The sequence below is a fragment of the Ruegeria sp. CK3 genome (assembly GCF_056536565.1).
Genome location: NZ_JBQFPV010000010.1, coordinates 166,497 through 185,254, shown reverse-complemented (window position 1 = coordinate 185,254; position 18,758 = coordinate 166,497). Strand labels below are relative to the sequence as shown.

Genomic DNA, 18,758 nt, shown 5'->3' with positions numbered 1-18,758 from the left:
AAGGACATAAACCATGGCCGCAAAACCATTTTTCCGCCGCCGCAAGGTCTGCCCGTTCTCGGGTGAGAACGCGCCGAAAATCGACTACAAAGACACCCGTCTGCTGCAGCGCTACATCTCTGAGCGTGGCAAGATCGTACCTTCGCGCATCACCGCCGTTTCGGCGAAGAAGCAGCGTGAACTGGCCCGTGCTATCAAGCGCGCCCGCTTCCTCGCCCTGCTGCCCTACGCTGTGAAGTAAGGAGAGACTGACATGCAAGTTATCCTTCTGGAACGCGTTGCGAAACTGGGTCAAATGGGCGACGTCGTTGACGTTAAGCCCGGCTACGCCCGCAACTTCCTGCTGCCCCAAGGCAAAGCGCTGAGCGCATCGAACGCTAACATCGCGTCGTTCGAAGCCCAGAAAGCGCAGCTGGAAGCACGCAACCTGGAAACCAAGAAAGAAGCTGAAGCCCTGGCTGAAAAGCTGGACGGTCAGCAGTTCATCGTGATTCGCTCGGCATCGGATGCTGGTGCTCTGTACGGTTCGGTCACGCCTCGTGACGCCGCAGACGCTGCGACCGAAGCAGGCTTCACCGTCGACAAGAAACAGGTCGTTCTGGTCGCTCCGATCAAAGAACTGGGCCTGCACGCGGTTGCAGTTCGCCTGCACCCCGAGGTTGAAGTCGAGATCAAGATGAACGTTGCTCGTTCGGAAGAAGAAGCCGAACTGCAGGCATCGGGCAAATCGATTCAGGAACTGGCTGCTGAAGAAGAAGCCGCTGCTGAATTCGAAATCGCCGAACTGTTTGACGACATCGGCTCGGCCGCGTCGGAAGACGAAGATCTGGCGCCCGAGGCCGCTCCGGCGGACGAAGACGAAGCCAAAGCCTGATCTGGCTGACGCAACAAGATTCAAGGGCTGCGCCACTCGCGCGGCCCTTTTTCGTATCGGAACCAGCAAAATTCAGCCAAATTTTAAAGCTAAGGTTGCGACAAGACCCGTGATCCATATGATCGCCGCCGGAAGTTCGGAGTAGTTTGATGGCCCTATTCTCTCGTCGCAGCATCATCGCTTTCCTTGCCCTGTCTGCCCTCGCCGCGTGCAGCGGAGCCGAGGTTTCACGCGGTGACCCCGATCCCTTCGATCCGCCGCTCTACCCTAACGAAACGCCCGAGCTGAGGGCCTCGATCAACAAATGGGCCGATCACTACGAACTCCCCCGAGAGCTGGTCCACAAACTTGCGATACGCGAAAGCACGCACAGGCCATGGGCTGTAAACCGGCCGTATTACGGGCTTTTGCAGATCCTGCCCGCTACCGCACGTTCGATGGGATACAAGGGAAATGCCCAAGGTTTGCTGAATGCAGACACAAATCTTGAATATGCAGGCAAGTACCTGAAAGGTGCCTGGATGCTGGCGGACGGAGATCAACAACGCGCGATTTTCCTTTACGCCAAAGGGTTTTACCCCGAAGCAAAGGCGCGCGGAATGCTCGTAGAAACAGGGCTACGACCCGCGCCCTAGGCCCTAGACGCTGTTAGCAGTTTGGGCAAAATAGTGACAAAAATGCTCTATAGCTTGAAACAACACGCCAAAAGCTTAGACATTTCCTGCATTGACTTGTCATGTTTTGAATTATGTGATGTCCTGATTGCCGTGAGGTAAGTTGGGTTCCACTCTAGGTAAATTGCAAGTCCGGCCACACCACTGGACTTCAAGATAAGCCGCAGGTCGTAGGCGAAAGATGGAGATCGTTGATCTGAGCACTCTGCCGGACTCGGAAACTCGGTACACCGAGTTTCTGAAGCAGGTGTGCGAAAAACACGATATGGATCACGCCGCCTACGCTGGGATGAACCCCGCTGCGGGCAAGGTTGCTGGGTTCGTGACCTATGATGATGCCTGGAACGAGCATTACCAGAAACAGGGTCTGGTCATGATTGACCCGACACTTCACATGGCAAAACGCAGCATCGCCCCCGTTGATTGGAGCCGCCTGGAACGCAGCCCCGACTTCCAACGCGTATTCCGCGATGCACATGATTTTGGCTTGTCCAATCAAGGCGTTACGATACCGGTTCGCGGCCCATACGGGGATATCGGGTTCCTGAGCGCGACGCGGGATTGCTCCAAGGAAGAATGGCGTAAGCTGTATACCCATGTGATCAGCGATCTGCAGTCCATGGCCGTGCATATCCATGACAACGTGGTGACCTCGGATGAGCTGACAGGTGCGCTTTATCACCCGAACCTCTCGACCCGCGAGGCCGAGATCCTGCAATGGGTCGCGGCAGGGAAATCTCAGCAGGATATCGGCGACATTCTGTCGATCTCGCACCGCACGGTTGAGGTTCATCTGCGCTCCAGCCGCGAAAAACTCAGCGCTTTGACGACGCCTCAGGCCGTTGGGCGGGCGATCGCGATCGGGCTTATCACCCCGGGATAAACACAAAAATCACACAATTCGGCCAAAATACGGGAAACCCCCAATAGAAATCTCCCTTCAAACGAGTAACGATCGGTTTACCGAACAACCACTCGAAGGGGGAAACCATGATCATCGTAGTAGATGGGCTGAACAGACACCAATTCAGCGACGTTCTTGACGAAATGTTTGAACTGCGCGCGCGCGTATTCGGCGAGCGCTTGGGCTGGGACGTCAAAATCGAAGACGGCAAAGAAATCGATGAATTCGATCATCTGGATCCTGCATACGTAATCGGACTCGACGACGGGGGGAATGTCGTCGCAGCCGTGCGTGCCCTGCAGACCACCGGACCGCATATGTTGTCGGACGTATTCTCGGCCATCCTTGACGGCGAACCTCCGATCCGTAGCGCGACCATGTGGGAATCTACCCGCTTCTGCGTCGACACCCAAAGGCTGAACCGCGGCAAAGACAAGAACTCGGTCTCTTACGCAACCTGTGAGCTGATGATCGGTTCGCTGGAATATGCGAAGAACGCCGGTATTCAGGACATCATCACCGTAATTGACCCGATCATGGATCGGGTGCTGAAACGGTCGAACTGTGCGCCCTATGACTATGTGGGTAAAACCGTGCCGATGGGCAAAGTCTCGGCCCTTGCCGCCCTTCTGGATTGCACCGATGAACGTATCGACGCCATTCGGGACTTTGCCGGCATCAAAACCGATGTCTTCCTGGAAGAAGACAAGGCGCTCGAGCTGTTCAACAGCAAGAAGCTGGTTGATCAGAACCCTGCAAATCGCGACCACAAACCGCTCACAGAGCTTGAGAAATACTTTGTGGAGCAGATGAACGCAGCGCGGACCGAGGCCGAACGGCAAGATGTTCTGAGGCTCATCGAGACGCTCTCCAACACCTTCACGCCAGAGCAGAAGACCGCTCTGCTACATACCCCCCGTGCTTTTGCTCATGAGGCCTGACCCCCTCACCTCATAGTACAAAGCCACCCTAGCGGAGTCGCCCTGATCAGGCGGCTCCGCTTCTATTTTGGCGCCCGGAAAGGGGGGAAGAGGATTATTCCTCTTCCAGTGCCTCAACGGCTTTTTGCAGGTCGTCTTTGCTAACTTCTTTGTCAGAGACCTGAGCCAGTTCGAACACGTAGTCGACGACCTTGTCTTCGAAGATCGGCGCGCGCAGCTGCTGCTGCATCTGTGCGTTCTGCTGAACGAACTCAAAGAACTGACGCTCTTGCCCCGGGTACTGACGCGCCTGGTTCATGATCGCCTGAGTCATCTCAGCGTCGGTAACTTCTACCTCGGCCTTCTGACCCAGCTCTGCCAGCAGCAGGCCCAGACGCACGCGGCGTTCGGCCAGTTTGTTGTGCTCATCCGAAGGCTCGATCTCGCCGTGGTCGTGACCTTCCACATCCGGGTTTTCCTCGTGGAACAGCTGGTGTGCGATTTGCTTGGCTTCGGCTTCAACCAGCGACGGAGGCAGATCGAACGACACTTTGGTGTCCAGCGCATCCAGCAGACCACGCTTCATGACAGCGCGCGCGGCACCGGCATATTCGGCTTCCAGGCGCTCAGAGATTTGGCCCTTTAGGGCTTCCAGATCCTCGGCACCGAATTTGGTTGCCAGTTCGTCGTTGATCGCGGCTGCAACCGGCTCTTTCACTTCTTTGATCGTGCAGGTGAAGACAGCGTCTTTACCGGCCAGATGCTCGGCACCGTATTCCTCGGGGAAGGTGACTTTGACGTCTTTTTCTTCCTCGGCTTTCACGCCAACCAGTTGCTCTTCGAAACCGGGGATGAAGCTGTTGGAGCCCAGAACCAGCGGGTAGTCCTCGGCCGAGCCACCTTCGAATTCTTCGCCATCAACCTTCCCGACGAAGTCGAACACGATCTGGTCACCGTCCTTGGCTTTCGAACCCTTGCGGCGCGCTTTGAAGTCCTGCGCGGTTTCGGCCAAGTTGTTAAGCGCTTCTTCAACGGCTGCGTCGTCTGCTTTGACGACCAGCTTTTCCAGCTCAACCGATTTCAGGTCAACTTCCGGGATTTCAGGCAGCGCCTCGTAGGACATCGCGACCTCGACATCGTCGCCTTCTTTCCAGTCCTCGTTGGTCATCTTGACCTCGGGCTGCAGCGCAGGGCGGTCGCCGCTGTCTTCAAAGTGCTTGTTCATCGCACCGTCGATGGTTTCCTGCATGGCTTCGCCTAGCAGACGCTGGCCAAACTGCTTTTTCAGCAGCGCCATCGGCACTTTGCCTTTGCGGAAACCCTTCATCTCGACTTCGGGCTGCGCTTCGGTCAGCTTCTCGTTGACCTTGTCGTCCAGCTCGGCTGCGGTCACAACGATGTTGTAGCCGCGTTTCAGACCTTCGTTCAGCGTCTCGGTAACCTGCATTATGGTAGTCCCCATAGGATTCGGGGCGCGCAAAACGGCGCGCCGGGCAAATTTGACGCCTTCTATTTGCCCAGCCGCCCACGTGCAAGGGGGCAATGCCCGGATCACCCCGGTTTTACCGTCTTCAACAGCAAAAAAACGCCCCAGCTGGAACCGGAGCGTTTTGTGAAACATCTATCGCTGATCAGAACTGCCAGCGCGCGCCCAAGACCCAGGCTTCGTTCTTGTCGAACGACGTCCCATCTTCGAAATCGTGGTTGCGGTATTTCAGGTATGCATCCGTGTTGATCGAGTCGATCCGCTGCACGACAGCAATACCCCATGCTTTGGTGTCCGACCCATCGTTGTTGAAGTCTGAGCCATCGTAGTAGTCGATGCCCACACCGGTTTTACCCCAGGCCACCCAGTCGCCCTCGTATGCTATTTTTGCGTACCAGAAGCTTGGATCCGATGCGCCACTTGCGGTGTCGTCCCGCGACCCTGCAGCAGCGGTAAAGCTAAACCCGCTGGGCAGCAGAACCGAGGCAGACCCTATGGTATCCTTGCGCTCACCCGATACATTGTCGAAGTCTCGCACTGCATAGGCCACGCTGGCAGCAAACTCGACGCCACCGGCAAAGGTGTTGTTATACGCGATCGCAAAGTCGTAATACGTGTCATCGTCGCTGCTGGAGAGCGCGTTTTCACCATAGGCGATAGCTGCACTGAACCCGTTGAAGTCAGGCGTATCGTAGCGTACGCGCGTCCGGCGACCACCGTCAAAGTTGCTGCTGGAGTCACCTACCGTAATGTCGCTGAGTACCCCATCGGTTCCGCGATAGAAAAAGCCCGAGTTTTCATCGTTGGTGAAGGAATAGAGGGCCGTTCCAACATAAGACAGGTCCGTCTCAGCCGCCCCGTCCGAAGCCATGCTGCCCTGCCCCGCTGAGAACTTGCCGTAGCCGCCCTTCAGCGCAAAATCCACGTGACGGATGTCTTCCCGCGTCCAGCCGCTGAAATCCGTACCCAGCTGGTTCCATTCGCTCGAGTTTGGCAGTCCTAGTCCGGTTTCGAGCCGAAACGTAAACTCGTTGTCGCCGTAGGGCTGCATAAGGCGCAAGCCGACACGGCTGTTGGACAGGTCGTTGTCCAGCAAACGTGTCTCGGTGTCTTGTCCGTCGTCAACTGAGATCAGCGCCGGGTTGAACTGCCCGTAGAGCTCTACATATCCGCCGCTATTGTTTTCGTATTTCAGCTCAGCCGTAGCTGGAATGGCCGTGGTCGCCGCCAAAAGCGCCGCAACAGACGAGGTTTTCAGGTTAAGGGTCATGTCACTCACCTTGAAAGGGTTTGTTATTAGGTCTTGCTCACATGCTCACCACACCGAGCCGTTCCAATGGGGCGCGCCCTACGCCGAAAGAAGGTGACGAATCCGCAACAGAATATCTTGGTGCAATCAAGATAAGTTGTTTTAATTCAATCATCTAACTGCCTTCCCGCAAAAACAACGGGCTGCCCCCAAGAAAAATCCGACAGCTTCTCATGAGCGCAGCAAATAGCCGCTATGCGCACAGGGAAATTCCTGTAACGAACGCGCGATCAGATGTGATTTTCGCATCCCGATCGCGCAAGACGCACTTACATATTCATACACTTAAAAACATCAGGCAAGACCTCAGGCAGATCTTCAGCGATTAATCCGGGACCGAACTGGCGCGCGCATTCCACATGAAGCCACGCCGCCGTCTCCGCCGCGCCCATCGCGTCGAACCCCCGAGCCAATAATCCGGTGATGAAACCGGCTAACACATCCCCGGACCCAGCTGTCGCCAGCCAAGGGGCCGCGTGCTCATACTGCGCCGAATGAACCGAACACCGCCCGTCCGAGGCGGCGATCACTGTATCTGGCCCTTTGAACAGCACCACGCAGCCCGCACGCTTTGCAGCCTCACGCGTTGCATCCACCTTAGAAAAGGCGGGACCACGGGTCGGTGGGGCGGAGAGCTTCTCGGCAATATCAGGAAACAGCCGCGCAAACTCGCCGCCGTGAGGCGTCAGAACACACGCCACAAGTAGCTGAGCGAACAAGGCCGAAGGGTCTTCGGAAAATGCCGTTAGCGCGTCCGCGTCCAACACCGTCGCGCGCTTCGCCGCGAGGGCAACAGGTACCAGATCCGCCGCCCGCTCAACACCCATTCCAGGACCAAGACACACAGCGTTAAGTCGATGATCCGTCAGAATGTCGCGCAGGTCATCGCCCCCTTCGACCCGCTTCACCATCAGGGCCGTGATCTGAGAGGCCACCTCCATCTGCGCTGAGGGCGGAACACCCAATGTCACCAACCCTGCCCCAATCCGTAACGCCCCCCGCCCCGAAAGTCGCGCGGCTCCGGTTTTTCCAAACCCACCCGTCAGAATCAAAGCATGCCCATGCGCGTATTTGTGGCCTGGCGCTCCCTTCCCTAACTCCTCGCCAGACGGCTGCTGAACCGCCGTCACCACCTCGGACGCACTTGGCTCACCCTTAAGCCCGATATCCTTGACGACCAGCTTCCCGCAATAGGACGCCCCATCCTCCAGCACATGCCCAAGTTTGCGCGAATGAAACGTGACCGTCAGGGCCGAGCGGGCACAGCGCCGGCCATGTGCAGGAAACGCACCCCCCAAAACCTTTCCTGAGTCTGAACAAAGCCCCGAGGGCAGATCAATCGCAACCGTCCGCGGCGGCACGATTTCTGTACCGCGCCCCTGCCACCGCAAAGCCCAGGCATCTGCTGCATCATCATGCGACCAAAGGCGTTCCCAAAGCGCAGCATCGTCGATTGGCCGCGCCAACCCTGTCCCAAACAGCGCATCAATCGACACATCCGGATGGCGCAAGTCCTCATCCCCCAAATCCGCAGCCGCGCGTGTTGGTCCACCCCACCGCTCATAATTCGTCCGCGCGTCCTCAGGCAGTTTTGACGGGTCGCCAAACAAGACCACCTCAACCGCCCACCCCAGCTGTCGAAGCAGCCGCGCGACCACAAACCCATCGCCGCCATTGTTCCCGGGTCCGCACAGAACCAAGGCACGTAAGGGATCCTCTTCATCTGGCTCTAAATATCCCGGGGAGTTCGAGGGGCTGGCCCCTCGATCCCTCAGCTCCGGCCATTCCTCGAAGATCGCGTCCACAACGCCCTGACCGGCGCGCTCCATCAGCTCCAGCCCGGTCACCTCGCCCGAGTCGATAGCCGCCCGTTCCAGCGCACCCATCTGCGCAGCCGTCAGCAAATCAACCATCTCAAATCCTCACGCGATTCAATTTCGATTACTTTTTGTGCAAACTGATCAAAATTCGACCATGCGCCTTTTTTCAATGCACCAGATCACGCCGAAGCGCGCAATCGGATTGCTGCATCCCTTTAGACGTGATCACTGCTCCTCAGACAACCATGCAAGGTGAGCCGGAATGAAAAAGATCGAAGCGATCATCAAGCCGTTCAAACTGGACGAAGTGAAAGAGGCACTGCAGGACGTTGGTGTCCAGGGTCTCAGCGTGATCGAAGTCAAAGGCTTTGGCCGCCAGAAGGGTCACACCGAGCTGTATCGCGGCGCGGAATATGTCGTCGACTTTCTGCCCAAAGTAAAAGTTGAGGTCGTATTAGACGATGATCAGGTAGACGCCGCGATCGAAGCCATCGTCTCGGCCGCGAAAACCGACAAGATCGGTGACGGCAAGATATTTGTCTCGCCTGTCGAGCAAGCCATTCGCATTCGTACCGGCGAGACCGGTTCGGAAGCCCTTTAACACACCCATCTTCAACTCAGAGGAAACAAGAGAATGAGCAAGGACGCAGTTCTTCAGCTGATCAAGGAAGAAGGCGCAGAGTACGTCGACATCCGGTTCACCGACCCGCGCGGCAAGCTTCAGCACGTGACCATCATGGCCGACCAGGTCGATGAAGACTTCCTGGAAGAAGGCTTCATGTTCGACGGTTCGTCCATTGCGGGCTGGAAGTCGATCGAAGCGTCGGACATGAAACTGATGCCCGACACCGAAAGCGCCTATGTCGACCCGTTCTATGCGGAAAAGACCATCTGCTTGCACTGCTCGATTGTTGAGCCCGACACCGGCGAAGCCTATGAGCGTGACCCGCGCGGCACCGCTCAGAAAGCTGAAGCTTACCTGAAATCCTCGGGCATCGGTGATGTAGCGTACATGGGCCCAGAAGCCGAATTCTTCCTGTTCGACGACGTCCGTTTCTCGAACAGTATCAACAAGGTATCATACGAAGTTGATGCAACCGATGCGTCGTGGAACACCGACACCGAGTACGAGATGGGCAACATGGGCCATCGTCCGGGCGTCAAGGGCGGCTACTTCCCCGTGAACCCAGTTGACGAAGCACAAGACCTGCGTTCGGAAATGCTGTCGACCATGAAGCGTCTGGGCATGAAAGTGGACAAGCACCACCACGAGGTTGCGTCCTGTCAGCACGAGCTGGGCCTGATCTTTGACAGCCTGACCAAGCAAGCTGACGAGTTGCAGAAGTACAAATACGTCATCCACAACGTTGCACATGCCTACGGCAAATCGGCCACCTTCATGCCGAAGCCTATCGCAGGTGACAACGGCACCGGCATGCACGTGAACATGTCGATCTGGAAAGACGGCAAGCCTCTGTTCGCTGGCGACAAATACGCCGACCTGTCGGACGAAGCACTGTACTTCATTGGCGGCGTTCTGAAACACGCGAAGACCCTGAACGCGTTCACCAACCCGTCGACCAACAGCTACAAGCGTCTGATCCCGGGCTTCGAAGCACCTGTTCTGCGTGCCTACTCGGCCCGTAACCGTTCGGGCTGTGTCCGTATTCCGTGGACCGAAAGCCCGAAAGCCAAGCGCGTCGAGGCTCGCTTCCCTGACCCAGCTGCGAACCCCTACCTGGCGTTTGCTGCACTGCTGATGGCTGGTCTGGACGGCATCAAGAACAAGATCGATCCGGGCGAAGCCATGGACAAGAACCTGTACGATCTGCCTGCCGAAGAACTGGCCGACATCCCAACCGTTTGCGGTTCGCTGCGTGAGGCTCTGGAAGCTTTGGCGTCCGATCACGACTTCCTGCTGCAGGGCGACGTGTTCACCAAAGACCAGATCGACGGCTACATCGCACTGAAGATGGAAGAGGTCGAAACCTACGAGCACACACCGCACCCGGTAGAATATGGCATGTACTACAGCTGCTAAGCCGGTTGCAGACCTACCATTTCAAGGGCGTCCATTCGGGCGCCCTTGTCTCATATGGTGTGATCTTTCAAACTGGCCGTCAAAACAGGTTGGGAGAGAGCGCATGTCACCCGATGACCCGTTCGCGCAATTCACCGAATATGTGACCTCGGCTGAACAGTTGGAGGGCATCACCGGCGCGCCATTGCCTCAGATCATCGCAAAGGAATTGTCAGCTCTGGATCAGATGTGTCGGGACTTCATCGACAGGTCCACATTCTGCCTGATCGCATCAGCCAACCCGGACGGTTATCTCGATATCTCGCCGCGTGGCGACCCCGAAGGCTTCGTGCATGACATCTCGGACAATATGCTCGCCATCCCAGACCGCCCCGGCAACAAGCGCGTCGATACCTTTCACAATGTTCTGAAGGACCCACGCGTCAGTGTGATCTTCTTCGTCCCCGGCAAGATGGAGACGCTGCGCATTCGCGGTACGGCGCGTATCTGTGCCGATGAAACGCTCTTGAGGACCATGGCCATCAAAGGCAAAGCGCCCAAACTGGCGCTGCTGGTCCATGTCGAAACCGCCTTTGCCCACTGCCCCAAATGCGTCATCCGCTCCAACCTCTGGCAGCCGGAGAAATGGCCTGAATCCTCGGACCTGCCGAATATGAACGCGATGATGGTCAAACACGCCAAGATCGACAAAACGCCCGATGAGTGGTTCGAAGACCTCAAGCAAGCAGGCGAGTTGGATCTGTATTAAACCCTTTGCGAAGCAAGGGCTGGCGTTTAGCCTTGGCGCAGATTGTATGAGGGAATTTAACTGATGTTGCGCATTCTAACCCTGACGCTCGCTCTGTCTGCACCGACGCTTGGTCTCTCGGCTCCCTGTGGGAACACCGGTGCCGGGTTCGAGGCCTGGAAAGCTGATTTCGCAAAGCAGGCCAAGAAGTCCGGGGTGAAGAAGAAGGGCCTTCAAGCCCTCGCGCAGACGCAATATGCGACCGGAACCATTGCTGCAGATCGCAACCAGAAAAGCTTCAAATACTCGCTGGAAAAATTCATGCGTGTGCGCGGGGCCGACACCATTGTTGCGCAGGGACGCAAACGGAAGGCCAGAAACCCGGAATTCTACGCCGCGTTGGAACGCCAATATGGAGTTCCCGCCGGGGTTCTGATCGCCATCCACGGTATGGAAACCGGCTTTGGGGGTTTTATGGGCGACAGTCAGGTTGTGTCAGCAATAACTACCCTGGCCTACGATTGTCGCCGATCCGAGTTCTTTATTCCCCATGCAATTGGGGCACTAAAACTGGTCGATCAGGGTAGTATCACCATGGCGACAAAGGGGGCAAAACATGGCGAACTGGGTCATACGCAGTTTCTGCCCGGCAACGCGCTGACCTATGGTGTCGATGCCACGGGGGACCGACGTGTGGACTTCTACAACATGACGGATGCGCTGGCCTCAACCGCCAATTTTCTGCGCAAGAAGGGCTGGAAACCCGGTCGCGGCTACCAGCCGGGGCAGCCAAATTTCAAGGTTATCCAGCAGTGGAACGCAGCCTCGGTCTACCAGCAATCTATCGCGATAATGGCTGCCCGAATCGATGGATAGCCCGGCCGCGATCCCGCCGCGCACCCCTCACAGTTCAGCCACAATATCGCCATAGTTGCACGGAAAAAGCCTCAATCGCTTGGTTTCCAAAGCGTAGTCAATCCATCTGAATTTCGATTTTTTTGTAATTTCGTCAAATTCTGCCCCACATCGCGCTTTAGAATAATGCCCAAGACGACTTGCGGCAAAGGAATGCGCAGTGACCAAAAAGCACAGCTATCATGGCGGCTTGCAGTTTGCAGGCGACACCGACGGCGCGGTCGAGCGTTTCGGAACTATTGTCGCCGCGACCTTGGAAGATTACGGCCACCTCGTTGAGCGCAAGGCCCTGCTGAGCAACACTGAGGCGAGCATCGTCTGCAGCCAGTATCTCGTGCGATTGACGCTCGAGACCGAGGACCTGCAGCCCAACGACCGGCATGAGCGTCTGGACCGTGCCGCCGGCCTGAAAACCTTGGTCAGGCCGTCTGCGTCGCTTCCTCGCAACCGTTTGGTTATCAACATCTCCCCAGTGTCCCCCTTGCTGGATGATTCCGAAATCTCGGAGTTGATGCTGGTGGTTATCCTGTATCGCATGGTCGACATCTGCTCATCCCAGCGGGTGGAGTGGCTGTCGCCTCATACGGTTCTGACAGTCGAGCAGTTCATGAGCGCCTTTGACACGCTCGCACCGACCAAACCCAGAAATCGCAAACAGATCTTTCAGTCGGTCAGCGGACAGTTTGCAGGGTTGAACTATCCGGAACCCGAAGAGTCCGAGATTGCCAAACCTGCCCCCCGCCCCATCCAACTGACCGATGAGCAATTGCTGAGCATCGCCTTTCGCACCGAAGATGACCCGATGGCGCAGGCCGCGCCTGATCCGCAAGAGGACGCATCCGACCGCCCTAGCGACGCCCTACGGCTGAGTAGCTGGTGCCTGACGGGTGTCGTCGCCAGCATGTCGGCTCCGATTGCTGTGTCGATGGCCGCAGTCAACCTGATCCGGGGCGAGGATTTCCGCCTGAACACTCAGGTTCTGGTCTTTACCTTTGCCATCGTTGCGCTGAACGCCAGCAACGCCTTTGCCGATGTCGCCACCGCGCTCGGCATGTAACCCAAATACCGAAGACCCTCCTTGGAGGCCCCGCCATCAGGCGGGGTTTTCCATTTCTGGAACCTGGTTTGCGGCCAGAACGTATGTATGGATCGAAAACACCACAGCGCGCGTTTCCGGCAGGCGTAGAAGTGTCTGGCGTTCACTACGCAAAAATGGCGCGCGACCAGAATCGCGGATTTCACGCCGATCGCTGGCGCTTCGGGGTTGGTGCAGCTCGGGATCGTCATACCATAGGGCATTGAACCGCCAAAGCGGTCGCCCCGGTTGTATCCCGTCAAACAGACGCTGCACGCGACGGGCAATATCGTCATCATAGCTGTCCACGGGCACATGAATTCCAACCAAGGGCCGCATGAACTTTTCACGCAAGAGCCAACTGGCCGGAAAGCACAAGATCGCACCGGTCAGAACATGCTCATCTCCGTGCTTCTGGAGGATGCAGAAATCCTCTTGCACCAGATTGCACAGCGTATCCAACGGGTTTGCAAAATCAATCGGCACACGCACGCCATCCGGGCGCAATGCGCAGTCAGTCGCCTCTGGGTAGGTTTGACGTAGAACAAGCTGCATCAACTCCTGCGCGGCTGGCTCCGCCTCGGGGCACAGGGCCAGAACATCGTCCCGCTGGTTTTTCAACAGGGCTGCACGGTGCACCATCTGCGCGGCGAAGGCATCGTCCTGATGCAACCATTCCGCCATATCGGTGGGCTGAATGCCTGGCAACGCGCGGGTTTGGCTCGGATCGTATGGGATACTGGACTGTAAAATGGCAACCATGCCATCCACTTATCATCAGCCTGACCGACTGTCGGTAGAAAAGCGACCAAGAATCCGTCGTATTCTTCTGGGACACCCCAGACCGAAGTTTGATACCTCTCGGGTGAACCAGCAGAGGCCAGTCATGAACCAGCACTACCGCGACACGCGTAAAATCGATCCTACCCGAGGCGCAACGCTCGGTGATGGTACGCCGAATGACAATGACCGAATCGAAATCGGGCCCACCCAACTTGCCTTTGAGGAATGGGCCGCAGCCGGACTGACCCTGCCCAACCTCGAGCGTATGCGGGAACATCGCTGGAAACGTTTGACTAAAGCGATCGTGGATCGTGGTTATGGCGGGCTGCTGATTTTTGACCCGCTCAATATCCGCTATGCAACCGACAGCACGAACATGCAGCTGTGGAACACCCACAACCCATTCCGAGCCGTTCTGCTGTGCGCTGACGGGTATATGGTGATCTGGGACTACAAGAACTCGCCCTTCCTGTCCGAATTCAACCCGCTGGTGCGCGAACAGCGCTCCGGCGCGGATCTGTTCTATTTCGACCGAGGCGACAAAGTGGATGTCGCGGCGGATGTGTTCTCGAACGAGGTGCGGATCCTGATCGAGGAACATAGCGGCGGCAACAAGCGTCTGGCCGTCGACAAGATCATGTTGCACGGTCTGCGCGCGCTTGAGGCGCAGGGCTTCGAGGTGATGGAAGGCGAAGAGCTGACCGAGAAAACCCGCGCCATCAAAGGCCCGGATGAGATTCTGGCCATGCGCTGCGCCAGCCACGCCTGCGAAAAAGCCGTGGCCGAGATGGAGAAATTCGCCCGCGCCAATGTGGGGAACGGCAAGACCTCGGAAGATGACATCTGGGCGGTTTTGCACGCCGAGAACATCCGTCGCGGTGGAGAGTGGATTGAGACCCGCCTGCTGGCCTCGGGCCAACGCACCAACCCGTGGTTCCAGGAATGTGGTCCGCGTATCACACAACAGAACGAGATCATCGCCTTTGACACCGATCTGGTCGGCTCTTACGGGATCTGCATCGACATCTCACGCACATGGTGGATTGGTGACCAGAAACCGCGCCCAGACATGATCTATGCCATGCAGCACGCGCATGAGCATATCATGACCAACATGGAGATGCTGAAACCCGGCGTCATGATCCCTGAGCTTACCGCAAATGCGCACAAACTCGACGACAAGTTCCAGGCCCAGAAATACGGCTGCCTGATGCATGGCGTCGGCTTGTGCGATGAATGGCCTCTGGTCGCGTACCCGGACAAAGCGGTCGAGGGCGCTTATGACTACCCGCTCGAACCCGGCATGGTCCTGTGCGTCGAGGCCGCTGTTGGTGAGGTCGGTGGGGACTTTTCGATCAAGCTGGAGGATCAGGTTCTGATCACCGAAGACGGCTATGAGAATCTGACCAAATACCCGTTTGATGCCCGCTTGATGGGGCTGGAATAAGCACTCAGTCCGGCCAGGTCGAGCGCCGGACATTCCCGTGCCAATCCTCGGATGGAAGGGCGGCTTCGACACTGGTCGGGGTCGCCCTTTCCCAATTCTGACCCAGTGAAAAGCCCAATACCCCGCTGAGCGCGATAAGGATCAGCAGATCAGCGCGAAGGTTATGCTGGCGAGGGGCGCATGCCGTATGTGTCATCTCGGTCTCCTTGTCTTGCTTGGTGTGACAACTGCAAAATGGGGGGAGGAGATCAATTATGAAAACGAATATTTGATGTGTGCATCATCACATTTCTTGAATACCGAAATATTCACTGGATTTTGCTCACCTTCCCGTGACGCTTCCTACAATGGGGTTGAGACATCCGGCACAACTGCACACTATTGATCCCATACCGAAATCCAAGGAACTGCCATGCCCACCGAACGCATCACTTTTGCCGGTCACGACGGCGGCCGTCTGGCCGCGCGACTCGACCTGCCGGAAGGTCCCGTCCTGGCGACCGCTCTGTTTGCGCATTGCTTCACCTGCTCTAAGGACATTCCTGCCGTGCGTCGGATCTCGGCCCGTTTGGCGGCAATGGGCATTGCCGTTTTGCGTTTTGATTTCACAGGACTGGGCCATTCTGAGGGTGAGTTTGCGAACACCACCTTTACCTCGAATGTCGAAGACCTGATCGCGGCCGCGCACTACCTTGCCGGCCGAGACATGGCCCCTGCGCTGCTGATCGGGCATTCGCTGGGGGGCGCTGCGGTTCTGCGCGCGCGGGCGGGCATTCCTTCGGTCAAGGCGGTGGTAACGCTTGGGGCACCAGCCGATCCAGGACACGTCTCGCACCATTTCGAACAGGCTCTGCCCGAGATCGAACAAGAAGGCAGCGCCGAGGTTTCTCTGGGCGGTCGCCCCTTCCGCATTGGAAAGGCCTTTGTCGATGATATCTCCGAGGCTGCGCTGACCCCTTCGGTCGCCAACCTCAAGGCCGCGCTTTTGATCCTGCACGCGCCGCGGGATGAAACGGTGAGCATCGACAATGCCAGCACGCTCTTTTTGGCCGCCAAACACCCCAAAAGCTTCGTGACACTCGACGACGCCGATCACCTGATCACTCGGGCAAGCGATGCCGAATATGCTGCTGACGTCATTTCCGCGTGGGTTTCGCGCTATATCGACCTCCGCCCGCCTGCACCGCCTCCGGGCGCACCCGAAGGTGTTGTCCGGGTGACCGAGGCCGATCCCAATGGCTTCCTACAGGATATCCAGGCCGGACCGCGCCATCATGTCGTCGCGGATGAGCCCGCCTCATATGGCGGCACGGATCGGGGTATGTCGCCTTACGGCTTTGTCTCGTCGGGGCTTGGGGCTTGTACGTCGATGACGATCCGCATGTATGCGCGGCGCAAGAAGTGGCCGCTGACCAGTGTTTCGGTTGACGTGTGTCACAACAAGGTCCACGCGCAGGATGCTGGGCTGAACGGGGACGCCAAGGTCGATCTGTTCCGCCGCAAGATTCGGCTTGAGGGGCCTCTGGATCAAGCCCAGCGCGACCGTCTTCTGGAAATCGCCGACAAATGCCCGGTGCATCGCACGCTGGAGGGTTCGGCGCATATCACGACCGAACTCCTCCCCTGATTGTGACGATTCTCAGCCCCTGCGAGGCGCGGGCCGATGTATCGGAGGTCGCGCCGCTGGCGGCCGCGCAACCGGAGGCCGCGGACGCGCCGGAGGCTTCGCGATCGGCGGCGTCGGGCGCGCCGGGGGTCTATTGACCGGCGGTCGGTCCGGCCTGTCCGGACGGTCGATATCGATATCCACATCCACGTCGTGGTAGTAATCGTTCCACAGCATCGAGTCGTAGAAGGGATCGTACCCATATCCGACCCCTACCCCGACGCTGACGCCATCACAGGCCGCCAGCGTCAGGCTTGAGATCCCCAGACCCAAAACAAGAACGGATCGTTTCATCAGTTTACGTGTCATCTGAGTCCCCTATTGCAACGACCGGAACGACGCGAACACGGCGTTCAGATCATCCACATAGGCAGGATCGGCCCCGTTCCGCAGGATCGTCACAGCAATCGCAACGCGCCCACGGGGCAAATCAATAATGGTGGCGGTGAAACTCACCCCTCCATCTCGCGTGCCGGTGCCCCGGATCACCTTGGCAGGCAGTCCTGCAATACGAGTGTCGCTGGTGCTGGTCACCGTTGGATCATTCACCAGAAACTTGTCGATATCCTCCAGATACCGCAGCCCGTCCTGAATGCTGACAACTCCGGCGGGCGAGACGAACCCCATCCAGACCGAGTCATCCGTGACCGGCTTGAACCCCATCACACGCGCCACCGCGCGGGGGTCGCCCAACTCGGTATCTTCAATATCACGCGGCCCGCCTGTCCGCAGCACCCAGAAATCCGGCACCGCAAAGCTGAAGAGCGCACGCCCGGCGTCGGTATAAGTCACCGGGGTATCTGCGGCAGCTGGCACAGCTGCCCCGACCCAAAGGGCCGCGCAGGTCGCCAGAGCCGTCTTTAAACGAATACGCATATCTCAATTGCCTAATTATTTCACTGATCGCAGATTGGCCCGTCGCGGCTGGTCTTGTCCAGCACCGCCTTGCCTGGAAAAGAAAAACCCGCGCCTCGGATCTCGGGGCGCGGGTTTGAATTCCAGCAGGTTCAGGCGCCTAGCTGCGCGCGTCTCCGACCAGTTTCCAAACGGCGGGGATCAGCAGGGCCGCCAGACCCAGCTTGATGGCGTCGCCCAGCAGGAACGGTGTCAGACCCCATTCCAGGATCGGCTTGTCCCAACCGTAGAGCTGACCCAGCCACAGCAGGCCCGGTACGTAGATCAGAACGTTGGCCAGCAGTAGCGCCAGTGCCAGTTTGATAACCGAGCGGTCCCAGCCGCGCGCGGCCAGAGCACCCAGCAGAACGGTCGCCATCAGGTAGCCGACCAAATAGCCGCCGGTGCCGCCCATCATGTAAGTCAGACCGAATTTCTCGGCCGAGGAACCTGCGAACACGTCAAAGCCCAGCGCGCCAACAAGCAGATAGCCTAGCATGGTGATCAGACCCAGACGCGCGCCATAGGCAGTGCCGATGGTCAGGACAGCAAAGGTGCCCATGGTGATCGGAACAGGCCACATCGGCACTTTGATTTTCGCAGCGACCGCCAGGGCCACGATGCCCAGAGCGACCAACACAACCTGCTTTACAAGCAGCGCCGTACCTTCACGCGGGCCAAACGCATTGGCCAGAACGTTTACATTCATCTTAACTTCTCCCAATTCGGACCAAGATTTCTGCACCAGCAATGCCTTGTCAGCACTCAAACTGCAACATGATTACGCTACCGCGGCATAGTCTGTGGTCATTTCGTAGGCTTTTCGCGGCCCATTCACCGTCCATTGCACCGACCAGCGGGGCCAGTCGTGGAAATCATAGACCGCATCGTAACTGTCAGGCGCACAATCATGGTGGTCCGAGGCGTTTTGCTCGCCCAGCGTCAGGGCATGGAAAAACCGCCCGTCGTCGAAATGGATCAACACGCGATGTCCACCGTCGCGCCATAAATACTTGCGGGTTCCTTTCATTGGAGGCTGTCCGGGGATGCTGAGCGTCACCTCTTCGGTGTAGATCAGCCCGTCCTCGGATCGCAGCAGCTGGGCCTCTCCCTCAGCCTGCACGACCTGCCCAGCCCGCGCATCGCGGATCGTGCGCATCAGGCGCCAGCGCCCTTCGAAATCAGACAATGTTGTCGGTAAGGTCGTCATTTCCACTACCCCG

Annotated in this window: 21 protein-coding genes; 12 read left to right on the top strand and 9 right to left on the bottom strand. The window is 57.8% G+C overall.

What is annotated here, in order from left to right:
- The first annotated feature begins 13 nt into the window (after positions 1–13).
- The 5 genes from rpsR to ACR0C3_RS16735 all read left to right on the top strand — a co-directional run bounded on the left by rpsR (position 14) and on the right by ACR0C3_RS16735 (position 3,393).
- Complete coding sequence (gene rpsR, locus ACR0C3_RS16755; protein WP_005608650.1) at positions 14–241, top strand: 30S ribosomal protein S18; 228 nt, start codon at positions 14–16, stop codon at positions 239–241.
- A gap of 12 nt (positions 242–253) precedes the next feature.
- Entirely contained in the window at positions 254–874 is a 621-nt protein-coding gene (rplI, locus tag ACR0C3_RS16750; RefSeq protein ID WP_170640804.1) for a 50S ribosomal protein L9, read from the top strand.
- Between the two features lie 149 nt (positions 875–1,023).
- Positions 1,024–1,509, top strand: coding sequence for a transglycosylase SLT domain-containing protein (locus ACR0C3_RS16745; protein ID WP_480759548.1), 486 nt, complete (start codon positions 1,024–1,026; stop codon positions 1,507–1,509).
- Between the two features lie 220 nt (positions 1,510–1,729).
- Complete coding sequence (locus ACR0C3_RS16740) at positions 1,730–2,431, top strand: autoinducer binding domain-containing protein (protein ID WP_170374044.1); 702 nt, start codon at positions 1,730–1,732, stop codon at positions 2,429–2,431.
- A 107-nt stretch (positions 2,432–2,538) separates the two neighbouring features.
- The gene (locus ACR0C3_RS16735) at positions 2,539–3,393 is read left to right on the top strand and encodes an acyl-homoserine-lactone synthase (RefSeq protein WP_480540905.1); all 855 of its coding nucleotides are present in this window, start codon (positions 2,539–2,541) and stop codon (positions 3,391–3,393) included.
- A gap of 94 nt (positions 3,394–3,487) precedes the next feature.
- Here the strand turns inward: ACR0C3_RS16735 and tig are convergent, their stop codons facing one another.
- The 3 genes from tig to ACR0C3_RS16720 form a co-directional block, all read right to left on the bottom strand.
- The gene (gene tig / locus ACR0C3_RS16730) at positions 3,488–4,819 is read right to left on the bottom strand and encodes a trigger factor (protein ID WP_480759630.1); all 1,332 of its coding nucleotides are present in this window, start codon (positions 4,817–4,819) and stop codon (positions 3,488–3,490) included.
- Positions 4,820–5,003: 184 nt separating this feature from the next.
- On the bottom strand, positions 5,004–6,128 hold the full coding sequence (locus tag ACR0C3_RS16725) for a porin (protein WP_480759546.1): 1,125 nt from the start codon (positions 6,126–6,128) through the stop codon (positions 5,004–5,006).
- Between the two features lie 308 nt (positions 6,129–6,436).
- Positions 6,437–8,080, bottom strand: coding sequence for an NAD(P)H-hydrate dehydratase (locus tag ACR0C3_RS16720; protein ID WP_480759544.1), 1,644 nt, complete (start codon positions 8,078–8,080; stop codon positions 6,437–6,439).
- A gap of 169 nt (positions 8,081–8,249) precedes the next feature.
- Here ACR0C3_RS16720 and ACR0C3_RS16715 point away from each other — a divergent pair, with 169 nt between their 5' ends.
- From ACR0C3_RS16715 to ACR0C3_RS16695, 5 genes are all read left to right on the top strand, one after another.
- Positions 8,250–8,588: a P-II family nitrogen regulator gene (locus tag ACR0C3_RS16715; RefSeq protein WP_170325301.1), complete on the top strand. Its 339-nt coding sequence runs from the start codon at positions 8,250–8,252 to the stop codon at positions 8,586–8,588.
- 33 nt (positions 8,589–8,621) lie between these two features.
- The gene (glnA, locus tag ACR0C3_RS16710; protein WP_170374049.1) at positions 8,622–10,028 is read left to right on the top strand and encodes a type I glutamate--ammonia ligase; all 1,407 of its coding nucleotides are present in this window, start codon (positions 8,622–8,624) and stop codon (positions 10,026–10,028) included.
- Positions 10,029–10,131: 103 nt separating this feature from the next.
- The gene (locus ACR0C3_RS16705) at positions 10,132–10,776 is read left to right on the top strand and encodes an MSMEG_1061 family FMN-dependent PPOX-type flavoprotein (RefSeq protein WP_480759543.1); all 645 of its coding nucleotides are present in this window, start codon (positions 10,132–10,134) and stop codon (positions 10,774–10,776) included.
- A 63-nt stretch (positions 10,777–10,839) separates the two neighbouring features.
- Entirely contained in the window at positions 10,840–11,631 is a 792-nt protein-coding gene (locus tag ACR0C3_RS16700; protein WP_480759542.1) for a lytic murein transglycosylase, read from the top strand.
- A 199-nt stretch (positions 11,632–11,830) separates the two neighbouring features.
- Positions 11,831–12,727 carry a hypothetical protein gene (locus tag ACR0C3_RS16695; RefSeq protein WP_480759540.1) on the top strand — a complete coding sequence of 299 codons (897 nt, stop codon included), beginning with the start codon at positions 11,831–11,833 and terminating at the stop codon, positions 12,725–12,727.
- A 36-nt stretch (positions 12,728–12,763) separates the two neighbouring features.
- Here the strand turns inward: ACR0C3_RS16695 and ACR0C3_RS16690 are convergent, their stop codons facing one another.
- Positions 12,764–13,507 (bottom strand): heme-dependent oxidative N-demethylase family protein, encoded by a 744-nt coding sequence (locus tag ACR0C3_RS16690; RefSeq protein ID WP_480759538.1) that lies wholly within the window; start codon positions 13,505–13,507, stop codon positions 12,764–12,766.
- Positions 13,508–13,631: 124 nt separating this feature from the next.
- On the opposite strand from ACR0C3_RS16690, the gene dddP reads away from it, so the two are divergent.
- Positions 13,632–14,975, top strand: a complete 1,344-nt coding sequence (gene dddP, locus ACR0C3_RS16685) for a dimethylsulfonioproprionate lyase DddP (protein ID WP_480759537.1) — start codon at positions 13,632–13,634, stop codon at positions 14,973–14,975.
- A 4-nt stretch (positions 14,976–14,979) separates the two neighbouring features.
- Here the strand turns inward: dddP and ACR0C3_RS16680 are convergent, their stop codons facing one another.
- Complete coding sequence (locus tag ACR0C3_RS16680; protein ID WP_170374055.1) at positions 14,980–15,171, bottom strand: hypothetical protein; 192 nt, start codon at positions 15,169–15,171, stop codon at positions 14,980–14,982.
- Positions 15,172–15,387: 216 nt separating this feature from the next.
- Between ACR0C3_RS16680 and ACR0C3_RS16675 the strand changes: the two genes are divergently transcribed.
- Positions 15,388–16,602, top strand: coding sequence for a bifunctional alpha/beta hydrolase/OsmC family protein (locus tag ACR0C3_RS16675; protein ID WP_480759535.1), 1,215 nt, complete (start codon positions 15,388–15,390; stop codon positions 16,600–16,602).
- A gap of 12 nt (positions 16,603–16,614) precedes the next feature.
- Here the strand turns inward: ACR0C3_RS16675 and ACR0C3_RS16670 are convergent, their stop codons facing one another.
- From ACR0C3_RS16670 to ACR0C3_RS16655, 4 genes are all read right to left on the bottom strand, one after another.
- On the bottom strand, positions 16,615–16,950 hold the full coding sequence (locus tag ACR0C3_RS16670) for a hypothetical protein (protein ID WP_170374057.1): 336 nt from the start codon (positions 16,948–16,950) through the stop codon (positions 16,615–16,617).
- 9 nt (positions 16,951–16,959) lie between these two features.
- Positions 16,960–17,517 carry a hypothetical protein gene (locus ACR0C3_RS16665; RefSeq protein WP_480759534.1) on the bottom strand — a complete coding sequence of 186 codons (558 nt, stop codon included), beginning with the start codon at positions 17,515–17,517 and terminating at the stop codon, positions 16,960–16,962.
- 139 nt (positions 17,518–17,656) lie between these two features.
- Positions 17,657–18,244: a biotin transporter BioY gene (locus ACR0C3_RS16660; protein ID WP_480759533.1), complete on the bottom strand. Its 588-nt coding sequence runs from the start codon at positions 18,242–18,244 to the stop codon at positions 17,657–17,659.
- Between the two features lie 72 nt (positions 18,245–18,316).
- Entirely contained in the window at positions 18,317–18,745 is a 429-nt protein-coding gene (locus ACR0C3_RS16655; RefSeq protein ID WP_480759531.1) for a DUF6314 family protein, read from the bottom strand.
- Between the last annotated feature and the right edge of the window lie 13 nt (positions 18,746–18,758).

Bases quoted from the DNA above. Each gene is read 5' to 3' on its own strand.
- glnA (WP_170374049.1), top strand. From the start codon at position 8,622: ATGAGCAAGGACGCAGTTCTTCAGCTGATCAAGGAAGAAGGCGCAGAG.
- ACR0C3_RS16665 (WP_480759534.1), bottom strand. From the start codon at position 17,517: ATGCGTATTCGTTTAAAGACGGCTCTGGCGACCTGCGCGGCCCTTTGG.
- rplI (WP_170640804.1), top strand. From the start codon at position 254: ATGCAAGTTATCCTTCTGGAACGCGTTGCGAAACTGGGTCAAATGGGC.
- ACR0C3_RS16705 (WP_480759543.1), top strand. From the start codon at position 10,132: ATGTCACCCGATGACCCGTTCGCGCAATTCACCGAATATGTGACCTCG.
- ACR0C3_RS16715 (WP_170325301.1), top strand. From the start codon at position 8,250: ATGAAAAAGATCGAAGCGATCATCAAGCCGTTCAAACTGGACGAAGTG.
- dddP (WP_480759537.1), top strand. From the start codon at position 13,632: ATGAACCAGCACTACCGCGACACGCGTAAAATCGATCCTACCCGAGGC.
- ACR0C3_RS16670 (WP_170374057.1), bottom strand. From the start codon at position 16,950: ATGACACGTAAACTGATGAAACGATCCGTTCTTGTTTTGGGTCTGGGG.
- ACR0C3_RS16675 (WP_480759535.1), top strand. From the start codon at position 15,388: ATGCCCACCGAACGCATCACTTTTGCCGGTCACGACGGCGGCCGTCTG.
- ACR0C3_RS16690 (WP_480759538.1), bottom strand. From the start codon at position 13,507: ATGGTTGCCATTTTACAGTCCAGTATCCCATACGATCCGAGCCAAACC.
- ACR0C3_RS16735 (WP_480540905.1), top strand. From the start codon at position 2,539: ATGATCATCGTAGTAGATGGGCTGAACAGACACCAATTCAGCGACGTT.
- ACR0C3_RS16700 (WP_480759542.1), top strand. From the start codon at position 10,840: ATGTTGCGCATTCTAACCCTGACGCTCGCTCTGTCTGCACCGACGCTT.
- tig (WP_480759630.1), bottom strand. From the start codon at position 4,819: ATGCAGGTTACCGAGACGCTGAACGAAGGTCTGAAACGCGGCTACAAC.
- rpsR (WP_005608650.1), top strand. From the start codon at position 14: ATGGCCGCAAAACCATTTTTCCGCCGCCGCAAGGTCTGCCCGTTCTCG.
- ACR0C3_RS16725 (WP_480759546.1), bottom strand. From the start codon at position 6,128: ATGACCCTTAACCTGAAAACCTCGTCTGTTGCGGCGCTTTTGGCGGCG.
- ACR0C3_RS16745 (WP_480759548.1), top strand. From the start codon at position 1,024: ATGGCCCTATTCTCTCGTCGCAGCATCATCGCTTTCCTTGCCCTGTCT.
- ACR0C3_RS16655 (WP_480759531.1), bottom strand. From the start codon at position 18,745: ATGACGACCTTACCGACAACATTGTCTGATTTCGAAGGGCGCTGGCGC.
- ACR0C3_RS16660 (WP_480759533.1), bottom strand. From the start codon at position 18,244: ATGAATGTAAACGTTCTGGCCAATGCGTTTGGCCCGCGTGAAGGTACG.
- ACR0C3_RS16680 (WP_170374055.1), bottom strand. From the start codon at position 15,171: ATGACACATACGGCATGCGCCCCTCGCCAGCATAACCTTCGCGCTGAT.
- ACR0C3_RS16740 (WP_170374044.1), top strand. From the start codon at position 1,730: ATGGAGATCGTTGATCTGAGCACTCTGCCGGACTCGGAAACTCGGTAC.
- ACR0C3_RS16720 (WP_480759544.1), bottom strand. From the start codon at position 8,080: ATGGTTGATTTGCTGACGGCTGCGCAGATGGGTGCGCTGGAACGGGCG.